Below are 21,043 nucleotides of genomic sequence, written 5' to 3'. Positions count from 1 at the left end.
AGGATGACATTACATGTTAAACTTTTCTGGTGTACACAAAGAGAGAAAACATCAGGAGGGTATTATGAAGAAAAAAGTTGGTTTATTATCTATGGTTATGGTGTTAATGCTGATGATGATTACAGCATGCGGCGGGAAAGACAACAAAGAGGTTAGCTTGGGTGTGACTGAAAGCGGTACTTACACTAATGACTTTTTCGGGTTATCCCTTAACTTTCCTAAAGAATGGGTTTATCAGGACGCAGACCAGATGATGAAGCTTATGGATGCAGGCCAGGAAGTGGTTGCCGGAGGGGACAAAGCCAAGAGTAAAATGCTTGATCTGGCGAAGACCAAAACGCTGAACCTGCTGATGGCTTCTGAATTCCCTTTGGATTCCGGTAAAACCGGAGCTTCTGCTATCTCGGTTGCCGAGAAGGTCAGCATGCTCCAAGGCATTAAGGATGGTAAGGACTATCTTGAATCTTCAAAAAAATTGATGGAAGACAGCAAACTTCCGTATGAATTCGAAGCGATCAAGACAGTCAAAGTCGGTGGTAAAGATATGGATATGATGAAGGCTTCCATTAATACTGGGGCGGCATTGGTTACACAAGAATATTACAGCACCATTATTGACGGGTATGCATTTAACCTCATTCTTACGTACGTAGATGAGAAGACAAAGGCTGAAACAGATAAGATATTGGAATCTGTATCGTTTAAATAGGAACCGGAAAAAGGAGCATTCCCTCAGAAGGAATGCTCCTTTTTTGTTCCTATTAACGAACCAATATTTTACCTTCGCCGGCCAGTGTGCGTAGTATTCTTGGAAGACGGTCACGATCAGCTTCGGGAATATCCAATTGAATACCGTAATGAAAGGTGCCCTCCTGCTCCCTGTTCCATTTCAACGTTCCTTCTATATAGATAGTTTCTAAGGAAAGATTCATCTCCATACCAACACGTACCTGATTAACATCCGGATTGACGTTCAAAGGAATCGACAGGCGGCATCCCGAACGGCTGATGTCATACAGTACGGCATTTACAGGCTTAGGAGGAACCGGAGTTCCATTGATGGTAAGAATATGAAGATCGAATTCAACAGGTTCTAAAAGGGTGTACCGAAAGGGCTCGGTTCTGCGGTTACTAATCATATGCTCCTCCAACCTTTTCCAAGTAGTGTATTCTAAATTTATCGACATGGAAACGGGAGAAGTGAAGAGCTTTGGGCATCTTGACTATTTAAGACAATGAATTCACATTCTGTTCAAAACCCCTATTTCAGGCACTGTAGTTCTGTTATATACATACTGCATTGATGAAGTCGTTGCAAAAGTATGTATAATCGTTGACGGCCTGCATTCAATGAGGAGTAACTTTTCTTTATACTATGAATGTAAACGATTACATATATCGATAGGGGGCTTAATCTTTTGAAGAAACTAAGAGGGTTGACACTGCTGTCAGGTATTCTAACTCTGTCGCTTCTAAGTGCGTGTGGAGGCAATAATAATGGTAACACTGGAGGGAATGCGGCGGATCCTACCGCTTCTGCTGCAGCAACACAGGCTGCGGGAGATAATACTCAGCCTGCCGGGGATGCGGGCACAGTGGATACATCCAAGCCAGTCACACTGAAGATGATCTTCGTGGGACCGAAACCAGTCGATTATGATACGGTATTTGCGGAGATCAATAAGAAGTTGAAGGAGAAGATCAATGCCACGGTAGAAGGCGAGTTCCTGGACTGGTCGGACTGGGCGCAGAAATATCCGCTCAAACTTGCGGCCAACGAGAATTTCGACCTCATTTATGCGGCGAACTGGGCAGGGTATAACGATCAGGCTCTCAAAGGCGGATTCCTGGAACTGACCGATGATATGCTGCAGAAGTACACTCCGTTAACCTGGAAGGCAATGCCAGAGGTGAGCTGGGGTCAGGCAAAGGTGAATGGCAAGCTCTATATGGTGCCTCAGAACCGCGGGGAAACTGTTGAGAAGCTGATTCTGTACCGGGAGGACCTCCGTAAGAAATACAACCTGCCGGAGATCAACAGCCCGGAAGCGTATGCAACTTATCTCAAGACGATCGCCGAGAAGGAGAAAGGCGTTACTCCATTCGTGCCGGAGACGGGGGACTGGAAGCTGCATAATCTGGACCGGGTGCTGCTGAAGCAGCAGAACGAATGGAACATGCTCGACTTTGATCTGCCAATTGGCTTCAAGTTGACCGACCCTGCCGGTAAAGTATTCAATGTATACGAAACGCCGGAATTCAAGGACCTGATCTACTATTATAAGGATCTGGCCGATAACAATGCCTGGTCAAAAAGTGCATTGAACAGTAAGCTGGATCACCAGCAGGAGTTCAAGGCCGGGAAGACGGCTTCTATTACACACAATCTGGGCACCCTTGGCGCTCTGATGACTGATATGCGGGAGAAGAAAACACCTTATGAATTAGCACTGGCAGACATTACACCGGATAAGAAGAAATCTGTGGCTGTCTCTACTCAGAACGGGATCGCTATTCATTCGACCTCGAAGAACCCGGAACGGGCGCTGATGATGGTTGATCTGCTGCAGAACGATAAGGAACTGCATGATCTGATCATGAACGGAATTCCTGCTGTACATTACAATCCGGTTGGAGAAGACAAATACACGAATGCAGAAAAGAACGCCAACTTCACTGGTTTTTCCAATTGGGGCTTTAACTCGCCGCTGAACCGGGACAATGCTTCCTTCCCGGAAGAAGCGAACGCGCTGACAAACAAATGGGAAGGAGAGGTGTACCACTATCCTCTGGAAACCTTTGCGTTCGATAATAGTAAGGTCAAAACGGAAGTCGCTAACGTAGGCAATGTAATGCTCCAATATGGCATTCCGCTGGAGTATGGAACAGTGAAAGATGTAGACAAAGGTTTGGCAACCTTGCAAAAGCAGGTAAAAGCTGCCGGAATAGACAAGATTATTGCAGAAGTACAACGTCAGATCGATGAGTTTTTGGCCAAATCGGCAAAATAATTATGTATCAGAATGAGTTAACTTGTTTCCGTTGGTTGTTATACTCAAAGCATAAAGAAGAGCCCGCATTCTGCGCGGGCTCTTCTTTATGTATTAGTCAACTTTGTCAATAAGGATATTGAACCTCTCCTTACAGCAGACCTTAAATTAACTATAGAATCTTGAATATACTGGTTCAAGTATACTCACAATTCAAACTCCATTAAATCACGGCCCATGGTGATGGGACCTTTATAAATCTCCTGCATGCCTGTACTATACTCTGCTTCTGCTTCTACCGTTTCTGCTGGTGCGGGGATGTGATGGGTGAGCACCAGATGCTTTACCTCAGCCTGCTGGGCCATTTCAGCTACTTCGTGTGTAGTGGAATGGTATTTGGCGGGATTGGATAGGGAGGCTGCTTGATCCGGGAATTTCTCAATCAGGGCATCTAACCATCTCTTGTTATAGGATTCATGAACTAGAAGATCAACTCCCCGGCTGTATTTAACCATGTTGTCAACGGGAATGGTGTCACCTGAAATGACCACAGACTTCCCATTATACTCAAACTTATAGGCAATCGCAGGATAGACGGGTTTATGATCGACTTCAAAAGCTGTAATCTTGATGCCCTTTTGCTCATAAATTATGCCTTCATTGCATTCAAAATAGTTGATATTGGCCCCTTCGTCAGCCGAGAGGTTATAGTTAATTCGCAGATTGACATCGAAATCGAAGGCCAAGCGCATCTTGCCGATAATCTCCTTAGTGTTGGTAGGTCCATAAACATTCATTGGCGTTGAGCGGCCCTGAAATACCTGATTGGCATTGACATGGGTGCGCCAGCTGGAGATGAATACATCGAAGAATCCCGAGTTATGATCGCTGTGATGATGAGTGAAGAGAATATCTGAAATCCGCTGCGGCATGACACCCGCTTTAAGGAGCTGATCTACAGTAGCACCACCGCAATCTACCAAGAAGGTATTCTCTCCGGCTAGAACGACCACACCTGCTTTGGCCCGACCTTGGAATGCCCGTGGTGTGCCTGTGCCCAATATAATCACCTTTAAGTTCTCATGAAAGCTCGGTTCTTGTTTGTTCTGATCTTGTATTTGCATATAGTTGTATCTCCTTATCTGTCCTTTTTCACTTCATTTAATAACGATAAATCGATAAACTTGCTTAGGTCGAGCTTATCCTCAGTAATATCCTTGATGTATCCTGCGTCAAAAGACACCTTAGCCATGGTCTCGATAACCTCCGGATCAACCTCATCGGTTAGGTTCAAATGTTCTATGGCGCCTTTGATTAATTTGACGTCCATGCCTTTTCCACTTAATTCTTTAAGCTCTGCGCTAATTGCTTCATAGGCTTCTGCAGGATGCGATTGAATAAAGTCAATTCCGTCCAAATTGGCCTGGATCGCTCGTTTGGCTAGATCACGATGCGATTGCAGAAATTTGTCGCTGGCTACTAACAGGGTTAAAGGGTAGTTGCCATCATTTGGCGGGATTTTGTCCCAATCGACCAAGACCTCGCCAGTGCCTTCCTCTACCATCTGCATTCCCCAAGGCTCCGGAATTAAGGTAGCATCGACTTCTTTCTGACGCATGGCGACCAACGTGTCTGCTGGAGCACGGGTGATAATCTGTACGCCGGATGTATCCGTCGACACCTTCAGACCTTCCTGTTCTAAAAGTAAACGCAAAGAGATTTCATTGGTGCTGCCTTTGGTGGGAACAGCTACGGTTTTGCCCACTAGGTCCTTCACGGAATGGATGCCGGCATCTTTGCGGGCAATGAAGACCGCACCTCCATTATTCGAACCGGAAATGATCCGAAAGTTCTCACTCTTCAGAAACTGGTTGATGGCAGGCCCAGGACCCACAAAGCCCAGATCAATCTGGTGGGTTGCGATGGCGGTAGAGAAGTCAGAGCCGTTGTCAAAGGCCGTGACTTCAATCTTAACATTGGCCCCGAAGGCATCATGGAAATAGCCGTTCTTCAGGGCAATGAAGGCTGGAGCATGGGTTACATTTTTCAAAAGCCCAATATGAACTGTCAGATTACCTGTTGTTGAAGCGTTCCCGCCATTATTTCCGCAAGCTGATACGACCAGAGTGAATACTAGTAACAAGACGACCGATAATTTTCTCATGATTGTGCCCCTTTACCTTGGAGTGGATGATTTCAACTTATCCTTTGGCTGAATCTAAGCAGTAGCGGAGCATAATACGATCCTCCAGCCTTTTGAAGCACAAATGATCCGACAGGGTGCCGATCACGGCGATGATAATGACAACACACAGGATCGTTGCGGTATCGCCAATGCTGCGGCTGTCCTGCAGTGTCTGGCCCAGTCCCAGCCCTCTGGCAATAAGCTCACCAGCAGTAAGTGCGCGCCAGGCAAATGCCCAAGCCACGCGGACTCCGGTGATGAGATGAGGGAAAGCCGCGGGAAGCATCACTTGAAAAAACATCTTAAACCCGCTGCCCGTACCCATCATCCGCGCCGCTCTTAAATGGATGGTGGAGATATTCAGAATGCCGGTTCGGCTGGCCATAGACATGGTCCAGGTTGCGCCGATGGTGGTGATGAAAATAACGGAGGTATCGTTAAGTCCGAACCAGATGATGGCGAAAGGCAGCCAGGCAATACTGGGAACTGTCTGCAGTGCAACGACCAGGAACCCAAAGGTTTCATCAAAATAACGAAAACGGGCGAATAAGAATCCCAGCAGCGTACCGATTCCAATGGCAAGAACAAACGAAATCAATAAGCGGCGCAGACTAGAAAAGGTAGCCTCCAGCAAATTCCCCTTCGTAAATCCATCATAAAAGGCTTGATAGGTCTGCAATGGAGAGGGGAACTTCCAGCCCCATTCGAAAATCCGGTAACTTAGCTCCCAAGCAATAACAAGAATAATCAGAAAAATAATCCTTCTAAATGCTGTATTCATGATCTATCTCCCCTTGAACAACCTTATCCAGTTCATCTGTCAGAACTGCCAGAATTTTTGTTTCGAGAGAATGGATCAAAGGATCATCCAGCGCATGAGGGCGGGAGGCCCGGACGGCGAACTCCTGTTTAATCCGTCCGGGCTGTGTGGACATGACTAACACACGTTCAGACAGAAGAATAGCTTCGCGAATATTGTGAGTGATAAACAAAATGGTTTTCTGCGTTTTCTGCCAGATCTCCTCCAGATCCTTTTGCAGAATATAGCGGGTCTGCTCATCTAAGGCGGCAAAGGGCTCATCCATTAATAAAATCTCCGGGTCCATGACCAGCGCTCTGGCAATCGCAACCCGTTGCTTCATCCCGCCGGAGAGCTCATGCGGATAACGTTCCACGAACTTACTTAAATGCACGGCTTTAATCTGCTCATAGGCCAGCTCATAACGGTCTTTTTTGGATAAGCCCCGCTGCTTTAATCCAAAGGCAACATTGTCGAGTACGGTTAACCAAGGAAAGAGCCCGTGCTCTTGAAAGACGACAACACGGTCCGAGCCCGGTGACGTAATGCGCTGCCCGTTGGAGGTAATCGAACCCTCATAGGAAGTCTCAAACCCGGCGATCAGGTTTAATAAAGTAGATTTCCCACAGCCGGAAGGACCTACCAAGGACACAAATTGCCCGCGTTCTACTTGGAAGGAGACCTGATCCAGTACCGTGTAAGGTTCTCCTTTCCGCTGCTTGAATACTTTGCTGACATTGTTGATTTCGATCATGTGATCACCTTCCTGACCCAAGCGCCTCATTAAATATCTGTGAAAAAGCGGTTTGGATGATTTATGATAATTTTCTTATGGCTGTAGTCAATAAGTGCTTTCTCACGCCATTTATTCAAGGTTTCGGTGACCGTCTGTCTGCTGCAGCCAATTACATAAGAAATCTCTTCATGACTGAGCTGCAGTTGCAGATGGATCTGCTCATCTTTCCGAGTGCCCATCTGGAATATTAACCAGGCTAATCTCCATGCCACAGGCCGACTGATTAGCGTCTCAACCATGTTTTGGGTCTGCAATAGCCGATGGGCGCCGATAACCGCTAAAGAGTACGCAAACTCAGCGTTGGTCTTGGCTAAATCCAGAAATATCTGCCCGTCTAACGTGATCATCTGACAGTCTACCAGGCACTTGGCATATCGTTTGCGTTGAAGGTTCGCCAGCAGCTCCGCATTCCCGAAGATCTCACCGGCATAACGTAGAAAGAGGGTAATGCCTTGACCTTCCTGAGAGGACTGTGAAATTTTCACTAAGCCTGTGTCTACATAAAAGACTGCATTGGCGGGATCATTCTCCAAAAAAATGAATTCGTTTTTCTTATAGGATTTTGGGGTTCCGTATTCTTGAAAGACACGAAGAAGGACCTCCTTGATCTGCTGCTTCTCTAATAAATCCAAGGGTTCAATGGAATCCATAAATAGGTCACCTCTTATCGGAAGAGTCTATAGAACAATAATTCACAGTAATCATATGTGATATATGTATATTAACACAATATATGCGTAAAAAATGTCGTGTAGCTGACAATAGGAAGAAATATCAAGAATCTATTGACAATAACACAGTTATCCTATAGGATTTGAAAAAAGACAACTGACTGACGAATCAATCAGGAGGAGGGACAGGGATTGCCTATAGATGACAACAATGGAAACATAGATCGTAGAAATCAACTTATGCAGATAGCTCTGCAGAAGTTTGCCAGACTTGGATATCATCAGACGAAAATATCTGACATCGTTCAAGAAGCTGGTGTAGCGCAAGGCACCTTTTACTGGCATTTCAAGAGTAAGGAAGCTATTGCACTAGAGATTATCGACACGGGCAAGGAGCAGCTGCTGCAAGTGATATCCCAAGGTTATCGTCAAGATCCGGGAAATGTAGCGGATATGGTAAAAGCTTCAGAAGCACTGTTCCACAGGTTGTTCAATTTCGCCGCAGAGAACCGCCATCTGATGGAGATTCTCCTGATGGGAAATGGAGCCGACCATACCATAAGGACACGTATTTCGGCTACCCGAAATGCGATGGAGCAAGCTTTTCGCCGGAATATCGAAAGAGCAATTGAGCTGCAAATGCTGCCTGAGGGAATAGACGTTGAGCTTCGCGCTGCACTGTTGATGAGTATGTGTGACGGTTTGCTCTCACGCTGGTTATTTGGCTCCGAAGACATTCATTCTAAGGTTGCAGAAGCCTCGGCACAGCAATTAGCGAGTGAATTGGCCAATTTTGAATTTTACGGATTGTTGGGAAAACTATAGATAAAGGGAGAGAAACAATAATGATAAAACGTAAATTTGCTGTGGTTACAATAACCGCTCTAGCGGTGTTTGGTCTGGCTTTAAGTGCTTGCGGTGGTAAATCCGACTCGGGGAATACGGCTGCAAATGAACTGGAACAAATTAAAAAAGCAGGTGTGATTAAGGTTGGTACAATGGGAACCTATCCGCCGTATACCTTTTTGAATGATAAGAAAGAAGTAGACGGTTTTGACCCTGATATCGCCAAGGAAATTGCCAAACGTCTTGGAGTAACAGCAGAATTCACAACTCAAGATTTCTCCGGGCTGATCCCAAGTCTGCAAGCGAAGAAATTCGACATCGTCATTAGCCAGGTTACGATCACAGATGAACGTAAGGCACAAATTGATTTCACGGATTCTTATATCACGAACAATGTCAAGATCATCGTCAATACCAAGAATACAGATATCACGAAGCTGGAAGACTTCAAAGGCAAGAAGATTGGTGTTGGACTGGGAACAAACGATGAAACCTACCTGCGTACCGAAGTGCTGCCAAAGGTTGGGGATTTTGAGATCAAGACCTATGATGATGTCATTACTTCATTGAAAGATCTGGATGCCGGCCGGATTGATGCTACCATTAATAATCTGTATGCCTTGAAGCCGGTAGTGGATGAGAATGGCTTTCAGATTAAAGCCGTTGGCGAAGCTATCAAATCCGATATGGCGGGTGTAGCTCTCCGTAAGGATAACACAGAACTCCGGGATGCTATGAATAAAGCATTGGCAGATATGAAGGCAGACGGCACCTACGATACTCTTTTTCAGAAATGGTTCAATGAGACACCTGCAAAATAAATGTTGGAGCGTGCGCCCTATGGCGGGAAGGGGGTAGTATCTATGCAACTCGTATTCGACAACCTGCCCTTCTTGCTGAAGGGCGCCGGATATACCTTGATTTTGACGATCGTCTCCATGTTCTTTGGTTTGATCATCGGGCTAGTGGTGGCGATTGCACGGCTCAAAGGGAATCCGCCGATTCGGTGGATTGCCCGTTTCTATGTATCTATTATCCGCGGTACACCGCTCCTGGTACAGATAGTAATCATTTATTATGGGCTTGTGGATTATGGAATTACGCTGGGTTCCCTGACAGCAGCCTATATTGCGCTTAGTGTGAATGCCGGGGCTTACTTGTCCGAGACGTTTCGCGGGGCCATTCTATCTGTTCCGCAGGGACAACTGGAGGCTGCGTATTCAACCGGAATGACGCCATGGCAGGCTATGCGCAGAATTGTGCTGCCTCAGGCCATGCGTATTGCGATCCCTCCTATGGGCAATACGTTTATTGGTATGCTGAAGGAGACCTCACTCGTATCGGTGATCACAGTCAGCGAACTGCTGCGTCAAGCACAGCTGCTCATTGCGCAGTATTATCAATATATGCCTTTTTATCTGGGAATCGGAATCATGTATTGGATTATGAGTACAGGGTTGGCCTTCATCCTGGAGAGGGTTGAACGGAGATTAGCCAGAGCTTACTGAACATGGAGATGACATTAATATGATAACGACTATAGGCTTATCTAAGCATTTTCAGGATCATGAAGTGCTGAAGAGCATCAATATACAGGTGGCCGCACAAGATATTGTCGTCGTCCTGGGACCTAGCGGTTCAGGGAAAAGTACATTGCTTCGCTGCTTAAATGGTCTGGAGGACATCTCGGGCGGGAGCTTTGAAGTGAACGGGATTGTGGTGGATGCCGCAGCCTCCAGACGTACGCGCCAGCTGGCCACCCGGAATATCCGTAAGCAGAGCGGGATGGTATTCCAGCAATTCAATCTATATCCGCATAAAACAGCGCTCGGCAATGTAATCGAAGGTCTACTTACCGTGAAGAAGCTGCCGAAGGATCAAGCGGTAGCTATAGGCCGAAAGCTTCTGGACCGTGTTGGACTTGCGGATCGTGAAGAATATTATCCTTCCCGACTTTCCGGCGGGCAGCAGCAAAGAGTGGCAATTGCTCGTTCTCTGGCCATGGAACCTGCGGTGATGTTATTCGATGAGCCTACTTCTGCGCTTGATCCCGAGCTTGTAGGTGAGGTGTTGAGCGTAATGCGCGAGCTTGCCCAGGAGGGCATGACGATGCTGGTCGTAACACATGAGATGAAGTTTGCCCGTGAGGTGGCCTCCAAAGTCATTTTGATGGCAGATGGAAAAATTGTCGAAGAAGCCGCTCCGCAGCGGTTTTTTGAAGATCCCCAAGAGGAGCGTACGCGGAGATTCTTACGTCAGATCAGCGAAATTTAAGGAAGAAGGTATATATTATGAAAGTATCGACCATTTGGAAGGGTAAACGGATGTTTAATTCCACAGGGCCTTCAGGTTATTCCGTAGGAATGGATGCAACTCCCAAATACGGCGGAAACGGCGAAGGGATGACTCCGATGGAATTGCTGCTGGCAGGTTTGGGAGGCTGTATGGGTATCGATATCACAATGATACTGGATCGATTCCTGCCTGAAATCACACGCCTCGAAATTGAAGCAGACGGAACACGCAAGGAAGCGAATCCTTCTGGATTTACAGCGATTGACCTGTATTTTCATATCGATGGGAACGTCCCCGATTACCGTCTCTGGAAAGCCATCCTGATGGCTGAGGAGAAATACTGTGCCGTCTCTGATTCACTCAAAGCAGAGATTCACCCGCATCTAATCCTCAATGGAGTAGAAGTAGAGAAACCAGAGAAAGCTAATTAATGTTATGAGAGGACTGTAACAGGAGAATCATGAATCTGCTGGTTCAGTCCTCTAACTCCCCGCATGTAACTTCACATTCTAGTAACCTACCTTTTCCAGAGACAATAGTAAACGAACCAATCTCAGAGCCGCAGAATCTTCTATACGTCATTTTGCTGGCTTATCACAACTTTGGCTTCAACAATCAGGAAGTGAAGGTCTGTGGTATAATGTTTACATTTCGTGTAATGTATATATACTTATAATTTATGAAGAATATATTTCCGGAACAAGTGGAAAGGGAGGATTATATTGAATTCAACAATCAAAGTTGGGATTGTCGGGTATGGAAATTTGGGTAGAGGGGTTCAGCAGGCCATTGCACAAAATCCGGATATGGAGCTTGCAGCCATATTCACGCGCAGAGATCCACAGCAACTAGCTGAGATCACGGGTGTGCTCACAGAGCATATTTCCGCAGCCGATCAATATATAGGCAAAGTCGACGTTATGATTCTATGCGGCGGATCGGCTACGGATTTGCCGGAGCAGACACCGCAGCTTGCTGGATTGTTTAATACGGTGGATAGTTTTGATACCCATGCCAAAATTCCCGATTTCTTCAACGAGGTTAATAAGTCTTCGCTGGAAGGAGGGAAGGTAAGTGTGATATCAACGGGATGGGACCCGGGGCTCTTCTCCATGAACCGTCTGTTGATGCAGGCAGTTCTTCCGGAAGGTGAGGAGTATACATTCTGGGGCACCGGGGTCAGCCAAGGGCATTCGGATGCCATCCGCCGTGTTCCGGGAGTGAAGGCAGGCGTACAATATACCGTACCTGTCCAAGAAGTAATTGACAGCATCCGGGCCGGAGAAACACCACAGTTGTCCACCCGCGAGAAACACTGCCGGGAATGTTTTGTCGTGGCGGAAGAAGGAGCGGACCGCGATGAAATTACCCGGCTCATTGTTGAAATGCCGAATTATTTTGCCGATTATGATACATCCGTCACCTTTATTACGGAAGAAGAACTTGCATCCGGGCATTCAGGCATGCCGCACGGCGGTTTCGTTATTCGCAGCGGGTCAACAGGCGGCGGAAGCAAACAGATTGCGGAATTCGGGTTGAAGCTTGGCAGTAATCCCGAATTTACGGCCAGTGTGCTGGTGGCCTACGCCCGGGCAGCCCATAGGATGAACCGTGAAGGAAGCAAGGGAGCAAAGACGGTATTCGATATTCCTCTGGGCTACCTCTCCAGAAAATCGGCAGATACACTGCGTCGGGAGCTTCTGTAAAGATTTGATTGGACTATCAATATAAATGAAAGACCCACAAGGGGCTAAGCCGATGAACTGGCTTCATTCTTGTGGGTCTTTTTGTCAGAATCAATCTTATGCATGCGAAAATTTATACAATACCCTGAGCAATCATACAATCAGCAACTTTCAGGAAACCGGCAATATTGGAACCGGCTACCAGATTACCAGCAACGCCATATTCTTCTGCCGCCTGCATGGAACTACAGTAAATATTTTTCATAATCTGCTGCAGCTTCTCATCTACTTCTTCAAAGCTCCAAGCCAGTCTCATGCTGTTCTGGCTCATTTCCAGACCGGAGACTGCTACCCCGCCCGCATTCGCCGCTTTGCCTGGAGCAAACAGCACATTATTCTCAAGGAAGAGTTCAACCGCTTCAATCGTGGTGGGCATATTCGCCCCTTCGCCGATCGCCTGGACCCCGTTACGAATTAACGTTTGGGCAGATGCCTTGTCGAGCTCGTTTTGGGTAGCACATGGCAAAGCGATATCGCAGGGAAGGTTCCAAATTCCGATACAGCCTTCCTGGTATTCGGCATGAGGATGTTCTTTCACGTATTCGCTGATGCGCAGACGTTCGGTTTCCTTTAGTCTTTTAACAGTCGCCAAATTAATTCCCTGAGGATCATGGATGTAACCATCCGAGTCACTGCAAGCTATAACCAACGCTCCAAGCTGCTGAGCCTTCTCGATAGCATATATGGAGACGTTGCCTGAACCAGATACAACAACCCGGCTATTACGTAAACTGGTTCCCCGCGCTGATAGCATTTCCTGTACAAAGTATACACAGCCGTATCCAGTAGCTTCCTTACGAGCCAGGCTGCCGCCGTACGAAATTCCCTTTCCTGTAAGTATTCCGGCTGCATGCCCGCCGTGAATCCGCTTATATTGCCCGAACATATAACCAATTTCGCGGGCGCCAACACCAATATCACCGGCAGGAATATCCGTATCTTGACCAATGTGGCGGTATAACTCAGTCATGAAGCTTTGAGTGAACCGCATAATTTCTTGATCCGACTTATCCTTGGGATCGAAATCGCTGCCTCCTTTGCCGCCGCCCATGGGCAGACCGGTCAAAGCATTTTTGAAAATTTGCTCGAAGCCCAAAAATTTGATAATACCAAGGTATACTGAGGGATGGAAGCGGAGTCCGCCTTTGTAGGGGCCGATTGCGCTATTGAACTGAACGCGGAAGCCGCGGTTGACCTGGGTTTTGCCGGAATCGTCCACCCATGGCACACGGAAGGAGATACTGCGTTCAGGTTCAACGAGCCGCTCCAGAATACCATGATTCATATATTGGGGATGATGGGCTAGAACGGGTACAAGACAATCCAGAAATTCCTTGACGGCTTGATGGAACTCAAGTTCATGCGGGTCGCGGAGTTGGACATCGGCGTAAATTTGCTGTACATACTTTACAGCCTGGTTAAAAGTTTCTGAAGTAACTGAAAGAAGGGTGGACACTTTAACAAACACTCCCTGTCTGATCGTGGATTGGGTAACACCGGCCTTATTAGAATTTTTAATAAGTTTATATAACCTAACATCAATTTACCAATCAAATATTTTTCGCGAGTTTATTGAAAAAATCTATGAACCTTTCATGACGGGTTATATTTGAACCACGATTGATCCAGTCCATTTACTATTAATTTGTGAAGAATCGAGAATAATCCACCCATCAATTATTTCTGTAAGTGATTTGGGTTGAAGTATCGACTTTTCCATGACCTCATCAACTCACTACCAACTCTCCAAATCAGAATCAAGTGCCCAATCCTGATACTTCTTCGTGAAACTTATGACAGTGCTAATTGGCCTTATAGTAGAGTCATACACACATTTCAGATAAATCCAGTAAACAAAACTGATCCCCTGCGTCATTGTAAATTGTGAACCAACAGAGCATTTAACTCCAGTACGTGTTAGCTGCCGCGAATGTGGCTGTTTTGGATGCCTTAAAACTGCTTTCTCAGCATTCTTCTCCCCGGCCTTTTTGCCGAGTATCTAAGTCTGGCTGTGATAGCGGTCATTCACTCGGGTACCCATCACTTAAAAATGATCCCTCGCCGAATTGATGCATCAGATATTTCATTGCAACCAATAAGAGGAAGAGACATCACTTTCTGTTAGTTTTAAGATTAATTATTTACCAATCTATCTTTTATATGTAAAAGTATTGACTTTTCTAAATCGTTAAAAATTAAAATTCTTTATTTTTATATTTTACTGGTATATTATGCAACTATGAACTAAGAGTCTATTAAATCATAAGAAGGAGTAGTGGGAAAAATGAAAAGGAAAATTGTGAGCACTGCGATTGCTGTATTCCTGTGCTTAAACGGTTCGATTAGCCTTGCCCAGGCCGAGATAAAAACCTCTGCCGATTTTACCGATTTAAAGGATCTGGATGCTGCGACGAAAGCTAAGTTCGATGCATTGATTTCAGCTGGCATTTTCGACGGTATATCAGATAAGACATTCGGGTTAAAAGATGAAATGAACCGTGCCCAGTTCGCCAAGGTTGCCGCGTTGATCACGGGTCTTAACGTCGAGACTTCACTGAAGACATCCAGTTTTAAGGACGTCAAAGCTGATGACGCCGCTAATGGCTATGCACTACCTTACATAGAAGCAATTAAAACTGCCGGAATTACAGATGGATACGGTGCAGGGGTATACGATCCGGCCGGCAAGGTTACCAAAGAACAATTAGCAACGTTTCTGGTTAGAATCTTGGGTAAAGACAAAGAAGCTAAAGCCAAAACTGGAACCGATACAACGGTATCCGATTGGGCGCAAGGTTATGTCGCTCAGGCAATATCATTGAAATTGTTGTCTGCAGGTACAGATGGAAAGTTTGGTGGTCAAGCTAATGCAACACGCGATCTGCTCCTTACTGGGGCGTATGAAGCCAAGCAACAGTATGTGCCGCTGACAAAAGTAACACCGACACCAACACCGACACCGACACCAACACCGACACCAACACCAACTGTAGCACCAACTGTAACATCAACACCGTTGCCAGCACAAACCTTTGATCCGACGCCAACACCGGAGTTAACGCCAACGCCGGAGCCGACACCAACGTCAACACCGGAGCCGACGCCAACTCCGACGCCGGAGCCGACACCGGAGCTAACGCCAACACCGGAGCTAACACCAACGCCGGAGCCGACACCAACGTCAACACCGGAGCCGACGCCAACTCCGACGCCGGAGCCGACACTACCACCAATTCCGACATTAACGCCGACACCGACGTTCTATCCGATACCAACAATGCCACCGATGCCGATGTGTCCGAATCCGACTGAGCTATTTCCCAATTGTACAATTCTTATTCCATAAATGTTATACACCTTATCTGCGTGGGGTGTAGCTTTAAAAGCATATTTTTTGAACAAGTTTGTTGCCGCCATCTTTTGGCGGCTTTTGTGTATCTATACACGGCTCACCCAGAATCTCAACGCTTAACAGCCGCTTAATTTCCAGCACAAAGAACCTGCATTCAGCACAGGTTCTTTGTGCTACTCTTCCTATATCCTTTTGTAAAAGATTATGCCTGAATGCTACCCGCAGTACAGCATGCTTCTTCTGTACCAAAGGATTTCCACCCCACTTGTTGACTCCGGCATAGAAAATACATCGCTCATGGCACTCTCACCCTATGGCGATGTATTTCCTCTTAAGCTAATTGTCTGATCTATCTTAGTTCTGGCTCTTCTCCCGTCGACAACGGATTCTCCTCATAGCTAATTGAAGGCTTATCTAAGGTTTATGAATAAAGCTGGGTACCCATATGAATTCGAAGATATCATCAAGGTAAAAGTTGGTGGAAAAAAGATGTACAAGTTGAAGGGGACCGTTGATTATGGAACTGCTGTTGTAACTACACAAGAGGTTTACAGCACACTAATAGATGAGTATGCACTCTGTTTCATTGTTACCTACATAAAGGATGAGGAAAAAGCTGAAACGGATAGGATTCTAGAATCTGTGGCTTTTAAATAAGATAGGGGGCTCTTCTTAGCTTCTATTTACAAAAGTATGCAGTTATGTGTCCGGATTCTTGATAGAATAGGAGAGCTTCAGGAATTTATTGGGTTGAAGGAGATGTCTCATTGTTAAGAAAAGGATTTACAGTTGTGTTCTTGATACTTTTGCTTTTGTCCGGAAGTATCACAACATTTGCAGCGGCGAAGGTAAGCGGGGGAGCAGGGGGAGCAACCCCTTCCGGGATTCCGCTGGACGGTTTGGAAGCTTTTGTAGACAATTATGTAAAAGAGTACATAGGTAAACAATCCGTAGGAGCATCTGTTGTTATGGTGAAGGATGGCAAGGTGGTACTGTCCAAGGGTTACGGCTATGCCGACGTGGAGCAGAAAATCCCTGTCTCACCGCATACGGTAATGGAGTGGGGTTCGATCAGCAAGCTTACTGTGTGGACTTCTGTGATGCAGCTGGAGGAACAAGGGAAAATTGATCTGAATGAAGATATCCGCAGCTATTTGCCGGAGCATTTCCTAACCAAGCTGAAATATGATGATCCCATAACGATGCTCAACCTAATGAACCACAATGCCGGATTCGAAGAGTATATGTTCGATATGGCCTATCAATCCCCTGAGGAAGTGCGGTCGCTGGAAGAGGGCCTGCGGCTTGCCCAGCCGGCTCAGATTTATAAACCTGGTGAGGTTGTGGCCTATTCGAATTATGGCAACTCACTGGCTGCGTATATAGTGGAGAGAATCAGTGGTCAGCCTTATCATCAATACGTTCAGCAGCATATTTTTGATCCACTGGGAATGAAGGATTCCATTGCATATTCCGTCGTAGAGGACCGCCCGGAGCTGCTGGCACATAAAGCTAAAGGTTATTTCTTCGAAGGAGAAGGGTCCTTTAAGCAGGGATCGTGGAATTATATGTCCATGTACCCCAACGGCGGTAATAATGGCACTGCGGAAGATCTGGCTAAGTTTGCGATGGCATTCCTGCCTGCAACTGGCGAGCATTCCCCTCTGTTCCAGAAGCCCGAGACGCTAGGCATGATGCTCACTCAGAGTTATGCCTCAGCTGAAGGAATGCCGGGCATTGCGCATGGATTCTGGGAATATCCCGGACTGCACCGGACGCTCGGACATGGCGGGAATACGATTGCTTTTGCCACTAATCTGCAGATCGTACCTGAAGACCGGTTTGCGATCGTAATTATGACCAATCAGGCGAGTGAATCCCATATTGTCCATGGTCTGACCAAAGAAGTAGTGGGCCAGCGTGAGCAGGCAGCTCCTGCCGATCTGCCGGATGCGTCAGAAGTTCAAGGCGAATTCGTAGCAGCCCGCCGCACTGAACATGGCTTCATGAATCTATTCCCTTGTCTCACGCTGATGAAGATTGAGCCGCAGGGAGCAGATCAGATCCGGGTGTCTCTTGCAGGCATGACCGGAAGCTATCAGCAGGTTCAACCATACCTCTATGAGAAAGTTAGTGGAGACTCGGCGCTAGATGCCTGGCCAATGCTACATGCCAAGGTTGATGATGGAAAGGTAAAAGCGATCTCGGTCTATACCACTGATTATTTGCCGCTACCTGCCTATAAATCATTGCCGGTGCTGCTCCTGAGTGCCGCTCTGGCTGTGTTGGCCATCGCCTACTTCATTATCGCCCCGTTTGTATGGCTGGTGCAGGTGGTCTTGAATAAGCGTAGAGGGAGAACACGCCCTGTACCTTCTGCCATCAACAGCAAGTTAGTGGTAGGACTTACCTTGTCGGGAACCGGCATTGTGGTTAACAATCTGGTTCTGGCCTTGCGAATGCTCAGCAACAATGAGCGTGCCTATGCCGAAGTATACCCACAGATTATGGTTAACTATGGTCTGACTGGACTGGCTGTATTGTTCTTGGCGGCAATGCTGCTATCTTGGAAGAATAACCGTTCTTCTTCATCTGCCCGTGGCAAGTGGTTGGTCATTCTTCCCGTGGTGATGATGATTATTCTGGTGGGACAGCTTGCATTCTGGCAATTCTACAGTTAAGAAGGCAGGGTGTGCCTGTTATTGTTACCCTCTCCACGTTGTGGAACGACATACGCGGTGAACGTGATGGACTTTTCTACGCTAATTTCTAATCGTTCGCAGTTTCTGAATACATCGCCGAGTGAGATTTATGCACCGGCGATGTATTTTTTGTGTTACTAAGCCTAGGGCCTGTAACTTGGACGCTGCATCAATATTTTGACAGCTTGAATACCGGCCTTATAATCGTGCGAAGCCAATAAGCAAATACGGTTGATCCGGTCCATGAGCTACGCTTATTCTGGAGGTATTGATCACTAATAATATATGTGCGGGTGGAAGCAGGGCTCTTCAGACCGAACTTTTCCCATTCTGCCGGATCATTCGAACCTCCGAGCATTTCAAGCATATTCTCTGAGGCACAATTTACTTTAGAAGGAATTTGTTCGTAGGCTTCGGTGATATGCGCATGAAATTCGTCGATCGGATTGCGGCTGGCAAGGCCCTCCAAGTGAATGCCTTCGCGAAGATAAGAGACGTATGCCAGATGTTCAGCCCAGAATTCGTCGATATAGAAAAGCCGGACCCGCTGCTCCGCAGGGCTCAACGGCTGCTCGCCTTTCAATATTCGGAGCCGCTCTGCGTATAGAATTCGCCTCTGATCTTCCACCATATCCGAATAACAGTTCAGTTCCTTGTGGATATCGAAGTTTTGGCTCATAACAATACGCTGAATACTTGTGATCTTGCTGCGGAGCACCGGATCTTCAAGAGCCTCATCCTGCCTTTGAGCGCGAACCGCTTTATGGATGCCGAAGCGAAGCAGCAACTCGTCCTCCAAGCTTATATAAAAAACGGAAGCTCCCGGATCGCCTTGCCGGCCGGAACGCCCGCGCAACTGGTCATCGATCCGCACGCTCTCGTTCACATGGGTGCCAATGACGTATAACCCGCCCAGCTTGGCGACTACTTCTGCTTGCAAGGGGTCGCCGCCGCCGAGCCGTATGTCCACGCCGCGTCCCGCCATATTTGTAGACACTGTTACTGCGCCAACTTCTCCCGCTTTGGCGATAATGGCGGCTTCTTCTGCATCGTTTTTCGCATTCAAAACATGGCAAGGTACACCGGCAGCCGCTAGCTCCTCTGTCAGCAACGCAGACTCCTCAACGCTTGATGTACCAATAAGAATGGGACGTCCCGAACTATGGACAGATGAGATTTCTTGTACCAGTGCCTTAAGCTTGGCTTCTTTATGGGTATAAATCCGGTGTAGATGGTCGATCCGAATGTTTGGCCGGTTCGGCGGGATTTGCAAGACCTGTAGCGCATAAATATCATTGAATTCCATTGCGGAAGCATACGCGGTAGCCGTCATTCCGCAAATTTGCGGATACAGACTGATGAAGTGTTGAAGGGTAATCGTCCCGAGAATTTTCCCGCCGGCTATGGAGTGCAACCCTTCCTTGGCTGTAAGAGCGGCTTGCAGCCCGTCCGGTAAATACCGGTTCTCTGCTACGCGGCCGGTATATTCTTCAATCAGCTCGATTTTGTTATCCCGGACGATGTAATCGACATCTTTTTTTAGTAACGATTCCGCATGCAGCGCACAATTTAATGATGTCAGCAGGTGAATGTTATGTGTATCGTACAAATTGCCGCATTCCAGCAGCGACTCCGCTTTTGCAGCGCCTGCTTCATTTAAGTAAACGTTCCGCTGGAATTCGTCGAATTCGTAGTGCGCTGCTTGCTTGAGCTGCCGAGCCACTTCTGCGAAACGAAAGCCATCGGACCAGAAAGAGGCCGAATCACTACTGATGACTAGCGGCACCCGAGCTTCGTCGAGAAGCAGCGAATCCGCTTCATCGACAATTACGTAGTGAAAAGGACGATGCACGGTATCGGCTTTGCTTAGTGCGATTGTATCGCGCAAATAATCGAATCCGGCCTCTTTAGCTGTAACATATGTTATATTTGCGGAGTATGCTTCCCGTTTCTCGGACAATTTCATGCCCGCTTGGACCGAATTTACCGTTAACCCGAGGAAACAATAGATAGGGCCCATCCACTCCGCATCACGCTTGGCCAAATAATCGTTAAAAGTCAGCACATGGATTCCTTTTCCAGTCAGAGCATTTAGATATGCAGGCATAACAGCTGAGAGTGTTTTTCCTTCACCTGTATGCTGCTCAATCAGAAATCTCTCATGTAGAGCAATACCAGCCATGATCTGGACTTCGTAAGGCTGTAATCCGAGTTTTCTTTTCGCCGCCTCGCAGACTAACGCATACGCATCGACAAGCAGTTCATCTAAAGGCGTGCCCGCTTTTGCTTCCTTTTGCAGCCGGAGGGACTCCGCTTGTAGCTGCTCATCGTCCCATGCTTCCAAATTCCGCTGCCTGATGAGCTCTGTTGTGTCCCGATAGATCTTCAGCTTATTCTGGGTATCTCGGTCTTTGAATTTTTTCATCATCTTGTAGGCGATATTCATATAATTTGATCTCCCCTCGTTAGACATAAGCTTACTTTTGAGCACGATTTGAGATGATCAGTCAATCATCATTATTCAGTATCTCTTCCGCCACTTACCGAGATCGAATAACTAAGTCAATTTTGTTCATGGATTCAATCTACCAATATATTCTATTAAAAGCAATTGTGACAAATAGAAGTTACTTACAGATAAAGTTGAGAGCTCTGTATTGTT

Annotated in this window: 19 protein-coding genes; 11 read left to right on the top strand and 8 right to left on the bottom strand. The window is 46.7% G+C overall.

Annotated elements, in window-relative coordinates; all coding sequences use genetic code 11:
- Positions 1-64 precede the first annotated feature (64 nt).
- Positions 65-709 (top strand): hypothetical protein, encoded by a 645-nt coding sequence (locus ACAN54_RS04410; protein ID WP_379152955.1) that lies wholly within the window; start codon positions 65-67, stop codon positions 707-709.
- A gap of 52 nt (positions 710-761) precedes the next feature.
- Here ACAN54_RS04410 and ACAN54_RS04405 read toward each other — a convergent pair whose 3' ends face one another.
- Positions 762-1,139, bottom strand: a complete 378-nt coding sequence (locus ACAN54_RS04405) for a PilZ domain-containing protein (protein ID WP_379152953.1) — start codon at positions 1,137-1,139, stop codon at positions 762-764.
- A 279-nt stretch (positions 1,140-1,418) separates the two neighbouring features.
- Here ACAN54_RS04405 and ACAN54_RS04400 point away from each other — a divergent pair, with 279 nt between their 5' ends.
- On the top strand, positions 1,419-3,011 hold the full coding sequence (locus ACAN54_RS04400; protein ID WP_379152951.1) for an ABC transporter substrate-binding protein: 1,593 nt from the start codon (positions 1,419-1,421) through the stop codon (positions 3,009-3,011).
- A gap of 185 nt (positions 3,012-3,196) precedes the next feature.
- On the opposite strand, the gene ACAN54_RS04395 is transcribed toward ACAN54_RS04400, so the two are convergent.
- From ACAN54_RS04395 to ACAN54_RS04375, 5 genes are read right to left on the bottom strand one after another with little or no spacing between them, the layout of a single operon-like run.
- Positions 3,197-4,114 carry an MBL fold metallo-hydrolase gene (locus ACAN54_RS04395; protein ID WP_379152949.1) on the bottom strand — a complete coding sequence of 306 codons (918 nt, stop codon included), beginning with the start codon at positions 4,112-4,114 and terminating at the stop codon, positions 3,197-3,199.
- Between the two features lie 14 nt (positions 4,115-4,128).
- On the bottom strand, positions 4,129-5,154 hold the full coding sequence (locus ACAN54_RS04390; protein WP_379152947.1) for an ABC transporter substrate-binding protein: 1,026 nt from the start codon (positions 5,152-5,154) through the stop codon (positions 4,129-4,131).
- 37 nt (positions 5,155-5,191) lie between these two features.
- On the bottom strand, positions 5,192-5,956 hold the full coding sequence (locus tag ACAN54_RS04385; protein WP_379152945.1) for an ABC transporter permease: 765 nt from the start codon (positions 5,954-5,956) through the stop codon (positions 5,192-5,194).
- On the bottom strand, positions 5,940-6,728 hold the full coding sequence (locus ACAN54_RS04380) for an ABC transporter ATP-binding protein (RefSeq protein ID WP_379152943.1): 789 nt from the start codon (positions 6,726-6,728) through the stop codon (positions 5,940-5,942). The genes ACAN54_RS04385 and ACAN54_RS04380 overlap by 17 nt, the downstream gene beginning before the upstream one ends.
- A 29-nt stretch (positions 6,729-6,757) precedes the next feature.
- Positions 6,758-7,420 (bottom strand): Crp/Fnr family transcriptional regulator, encoded by a 663-nt coding sequence (locus ACAN54_RS04375; RefSeq protein WP_379152941.1) that lies wholly within the window; start codon positions 7,418-7,420, stop codon positions 6,758-6,760.
- Between the two features lie 261 nt (positions 7,421-7,681).
- Here ACAN54_RS04375 and ACAN54_RS04370 point away from each other — a divergent pair, with 261 nt between their 5' ends.
- From ACAN54_RS04370 to ACAN54_RS04345, 6 genes are all read left to right on the top strand, one after another.
- Positions 7,682-8,266 (top strand): TetR/AcrR family transcriptional regulator, encoded by a 585-nt coding sequence (locus ACAN54_RS04370; RefSeq protein WP_379154167.1) that lies wholly within the window; start codon positions 7,682-7,684, stop codon positions 8,264-8,266.
- Positions 8,267-8,286: 20 nt separating this feature from the next.
- Complete coding sequence (locus ACAN54_RS04365) at positions 8,287-9,108, top strand: substrate-binding periplasmic protein (protein ID WP_379152939.1); 822 nt, start codon at positions 8,287-8,289, stop codon at positions 9,106-9,108.
- Positions 9,109-9,150: 42 nt separating this feature from the next.
- The gene (locus ACAN54_RS04360) at positions 9,151-9,795 is read left to right on the top strand and encodes an amino acid ABC transporter permease (RefSeq protein ID WP_379152937.1); all 645 of its coding nucleotides are present in this window, start codon (positions 9,151-9,153) and stop codon (positions 9,793-9,795) included.
- A 19-nt stretch (positions 9,796-9,814) separates the two neighbouring features.
- On the top strand, positions 9,815-10,561 hold the full coding sequence (locus tag ACAN54_RS04355) for an amino acid ABC transporter ATP-binding protein (RefSeq protein ID WP_379152934.1): 747 nt from the start codon (positions 9,815-9,817) through the stop codon (positions 10,559-10,561).
- Between the two features lie 17 nt (positions 10,562-10,578).
- The gene (locus ACAN54_RS04350) at positions 10,579-11,013 is read left to right on the top strand and encodes an OsmC family protein (RefSeq protein WP_379152932.1); all 435 of its coding nucleotides are present in this window, start codon (positions 10,579-10,581) and stop codon (positions 11,011-11,013) included.
- A gap of 291 nt (positions 11,014-11,304) precedes the next feature.
- Positions 11,305-12,288: a diaminopimelate dehydrogenase gene (locus tag ACAN54_RS04345; protein ID WP_379152930.1), complete on the top strand. Its 984-nt coding sequence runs from the start codon at positions 11,305-11,307 to the stop codon at positions 12,286-12,288.
- Between the two features lie 112 nt (positions 12,289-12,400).
- Here the strand turns inward: ACAN54_RS04345 and gdhA are convergent, their stop codons facing one another.
- Positions 12,401-13,783: an NADP-specific glutamate dehydrogenase gene (gdhA, locus tag ACAN54_RS04340; protein ID WP_379152928.1), complete on the bottom strand. Its 1,383-nt coding sequence runs from the start codon at positions 13,781-13,783 to the stop codon at positions 12,401-12,403.
- An 828-nt stretch (positions 13,784-14,611) separates the two neighbouring features.
- Between gdhA and ACAN54_RS04335 the strand changes: the two genes are divergently transcribed.
- The 3 genes from ACAN54_RS04335 to ACAN54_RS04325 all read left to right on the top strand — a co-directional run bounded on the left by ACAN54_RS04335 (position 14,612) and on the right by ACAN54_RS04325 (position 18,360).
- Positions 14,612-15,673 (top strand): S-layer homology domain-containing protein, encoded by a 1,062-nt coding sequence (locus tag ACAN54_RS04335; protein WP_379152926.1) that lies wholly within the window; start codon positions 14,612-14,614, stop codon positions 15,671-15,673.
- Between the two features lie 429 nt (positions 15,674-16,102).
- A complete protein-coding gene (locus tag ACAN54_RS04330) occupies positions 16,103-16,336 on the top strand; it encodes a hypothetical protein (protein WP_379152924.1) in 234 nt (77 codons plus the stop codon).
- 110 nt (positions 16,337-16,446) lie between these two features.
- Positions 16,447-18,360 (top strand): serine hydrolase domain-containing protein, encoded by a 1,914-nt coding sequence (locus ACAN54_RS04325; RefSeq protein ID WP_379152922.1) that lies wholly within the window; start codon positions 16,447-16,449, stop codon positions 18,358-18,360.
- 190 nt (positions 18,361-18,550) lie between these two features.
- Here the strand turns inward: ACAN54_RS04325 and ACAN54_RS04320 are convergent, their stop codons facing one another.
- Positions 18,551-20,827: a preprotein translocase subunit SecA gene (locus ACAN54_RS04320; RefSeq protein ID WP_379152920.1), complete on the bottom strand. Its 2,277-nt coding sequence runs from the start codon at positions 20,825-20,827 to the stop codon at positions 18,551-18,553.
- Positions 20,828-21,043 lie beyond the last annotated feature (216 nt).

Source organism: Paenibacillus diazotrophicus, from assembly GCF_042610465.1.
The sequence above is the reverse complement of the archived record's forward strand: the minus strand, read 5'-3'. Positions and strand labels throughout refer to the sequence as shown.

Bases quoted from the DNA above. Each gene is read 5' to 3' on its own strand.
- ACAN54_RS04410 (WP_379152955.1), top strand. From the start codon at position 65: ATGAAGAAAAAAGTTGGTTTATTATCTATGGTTATGGTGTTAATGCTG.
- ACAN54_RS04405 (WP_379152953.1), bottom strand. From the start codon at position 1,139: ATGATTAGTAACCGCAGAACCGAGCCCTTTCGGTACACCCTTTTAGAA.
- ACAN54_RS04395 (WP_379152949.1), bottom strand. From the start codon at position 4,114: ATGCAAATACAAGATCAGAACAAACAAGAACCGAGCTTTCATGAGAAC.
- ACAN54_RS04390 (WP_379152947.1), bottom strand. From the start codon at position 5,154: ATGAGAAAATTATCGGTCGTCTTGTTACTAGTATTCACTCTGGTCGTA.
- ACAN54_RS04385 (WP_379152945.1), bottom strand. From the start codon at position 5,956: ATGAATACAGCATTTAGAAGGATTATTTTTCTGATTATTCTTGTTATT.
- ACAN54_RS04380 (WP_379152943.1), bottom strand. From the start codon at position 6,728: ATGATCGAAATCAACAATGTCAGCAAAGTATTCAAGCAGCGGAAAGGA.
- ACAN54_RS04375 (WP_379152941.1), bottom strand. From the start codon at position 7,420: ATGGATTCCATTGAACCCTTGGATTTATTAGAGAAGCAGCAGATCAAG.
- ACAN54_RS04370 (WP_379154167.1), top strand. From the start codon at position 7,682: ATGCAGATAGCTCTGCAGAAGTTTGCCAGACTTGGATATCATCAGACG.
- ACAN54_RS04365 (WP_379152939.1), top strand. From the start codon at position 8,287: ATGATAAAACGTAAATTTGCTGTGGTTACAATAACCGCTCTAGCGGTG.
- ACAN54_RS04360 (WP_379152937.1), top strand. From the start codon at position 9,151: ATGCAACTCGTATTCGACAACCTGCCCTTCTTGCTGAAGGGCGCCGGA.
- ACAN54_RS04355 (WP_379152934.1), top strand. From the start codon at position 9,815: ATGATAACGACTATAGGCTTATCTAAGCATTTTCAGGATCATGAAGTG.
- ACAN54_RS04350 (WP_379152932.1), top strand. From the start codon at position 10,579: ATGAAAGTATCGACCATTTGGAAGGGTAAACGGATGTTTAATTCCACA.
- ACAN54_RS04335 (WP_379152926.1), top strand. From the start codon at position 14,612: ATGAAAAGGAAAATTGTGAGCACTGCGATTGCTGTATTCCTGTGCTTA.
- ACAN54_RS04330 (WP_379152924.1), top strand. From the start codon at position 16,103: ATGAATAAAGCTGGGTACCCATATGAATTCGAAGATATCATCAAGGTA.
- ACAN54_RS04320 (WP_379152920.1), bottom strand. From the start codon at position 20,827: ATGAATATCGCCTACAAGATGATGAAAAAATTCAAAGACCGAGATACC.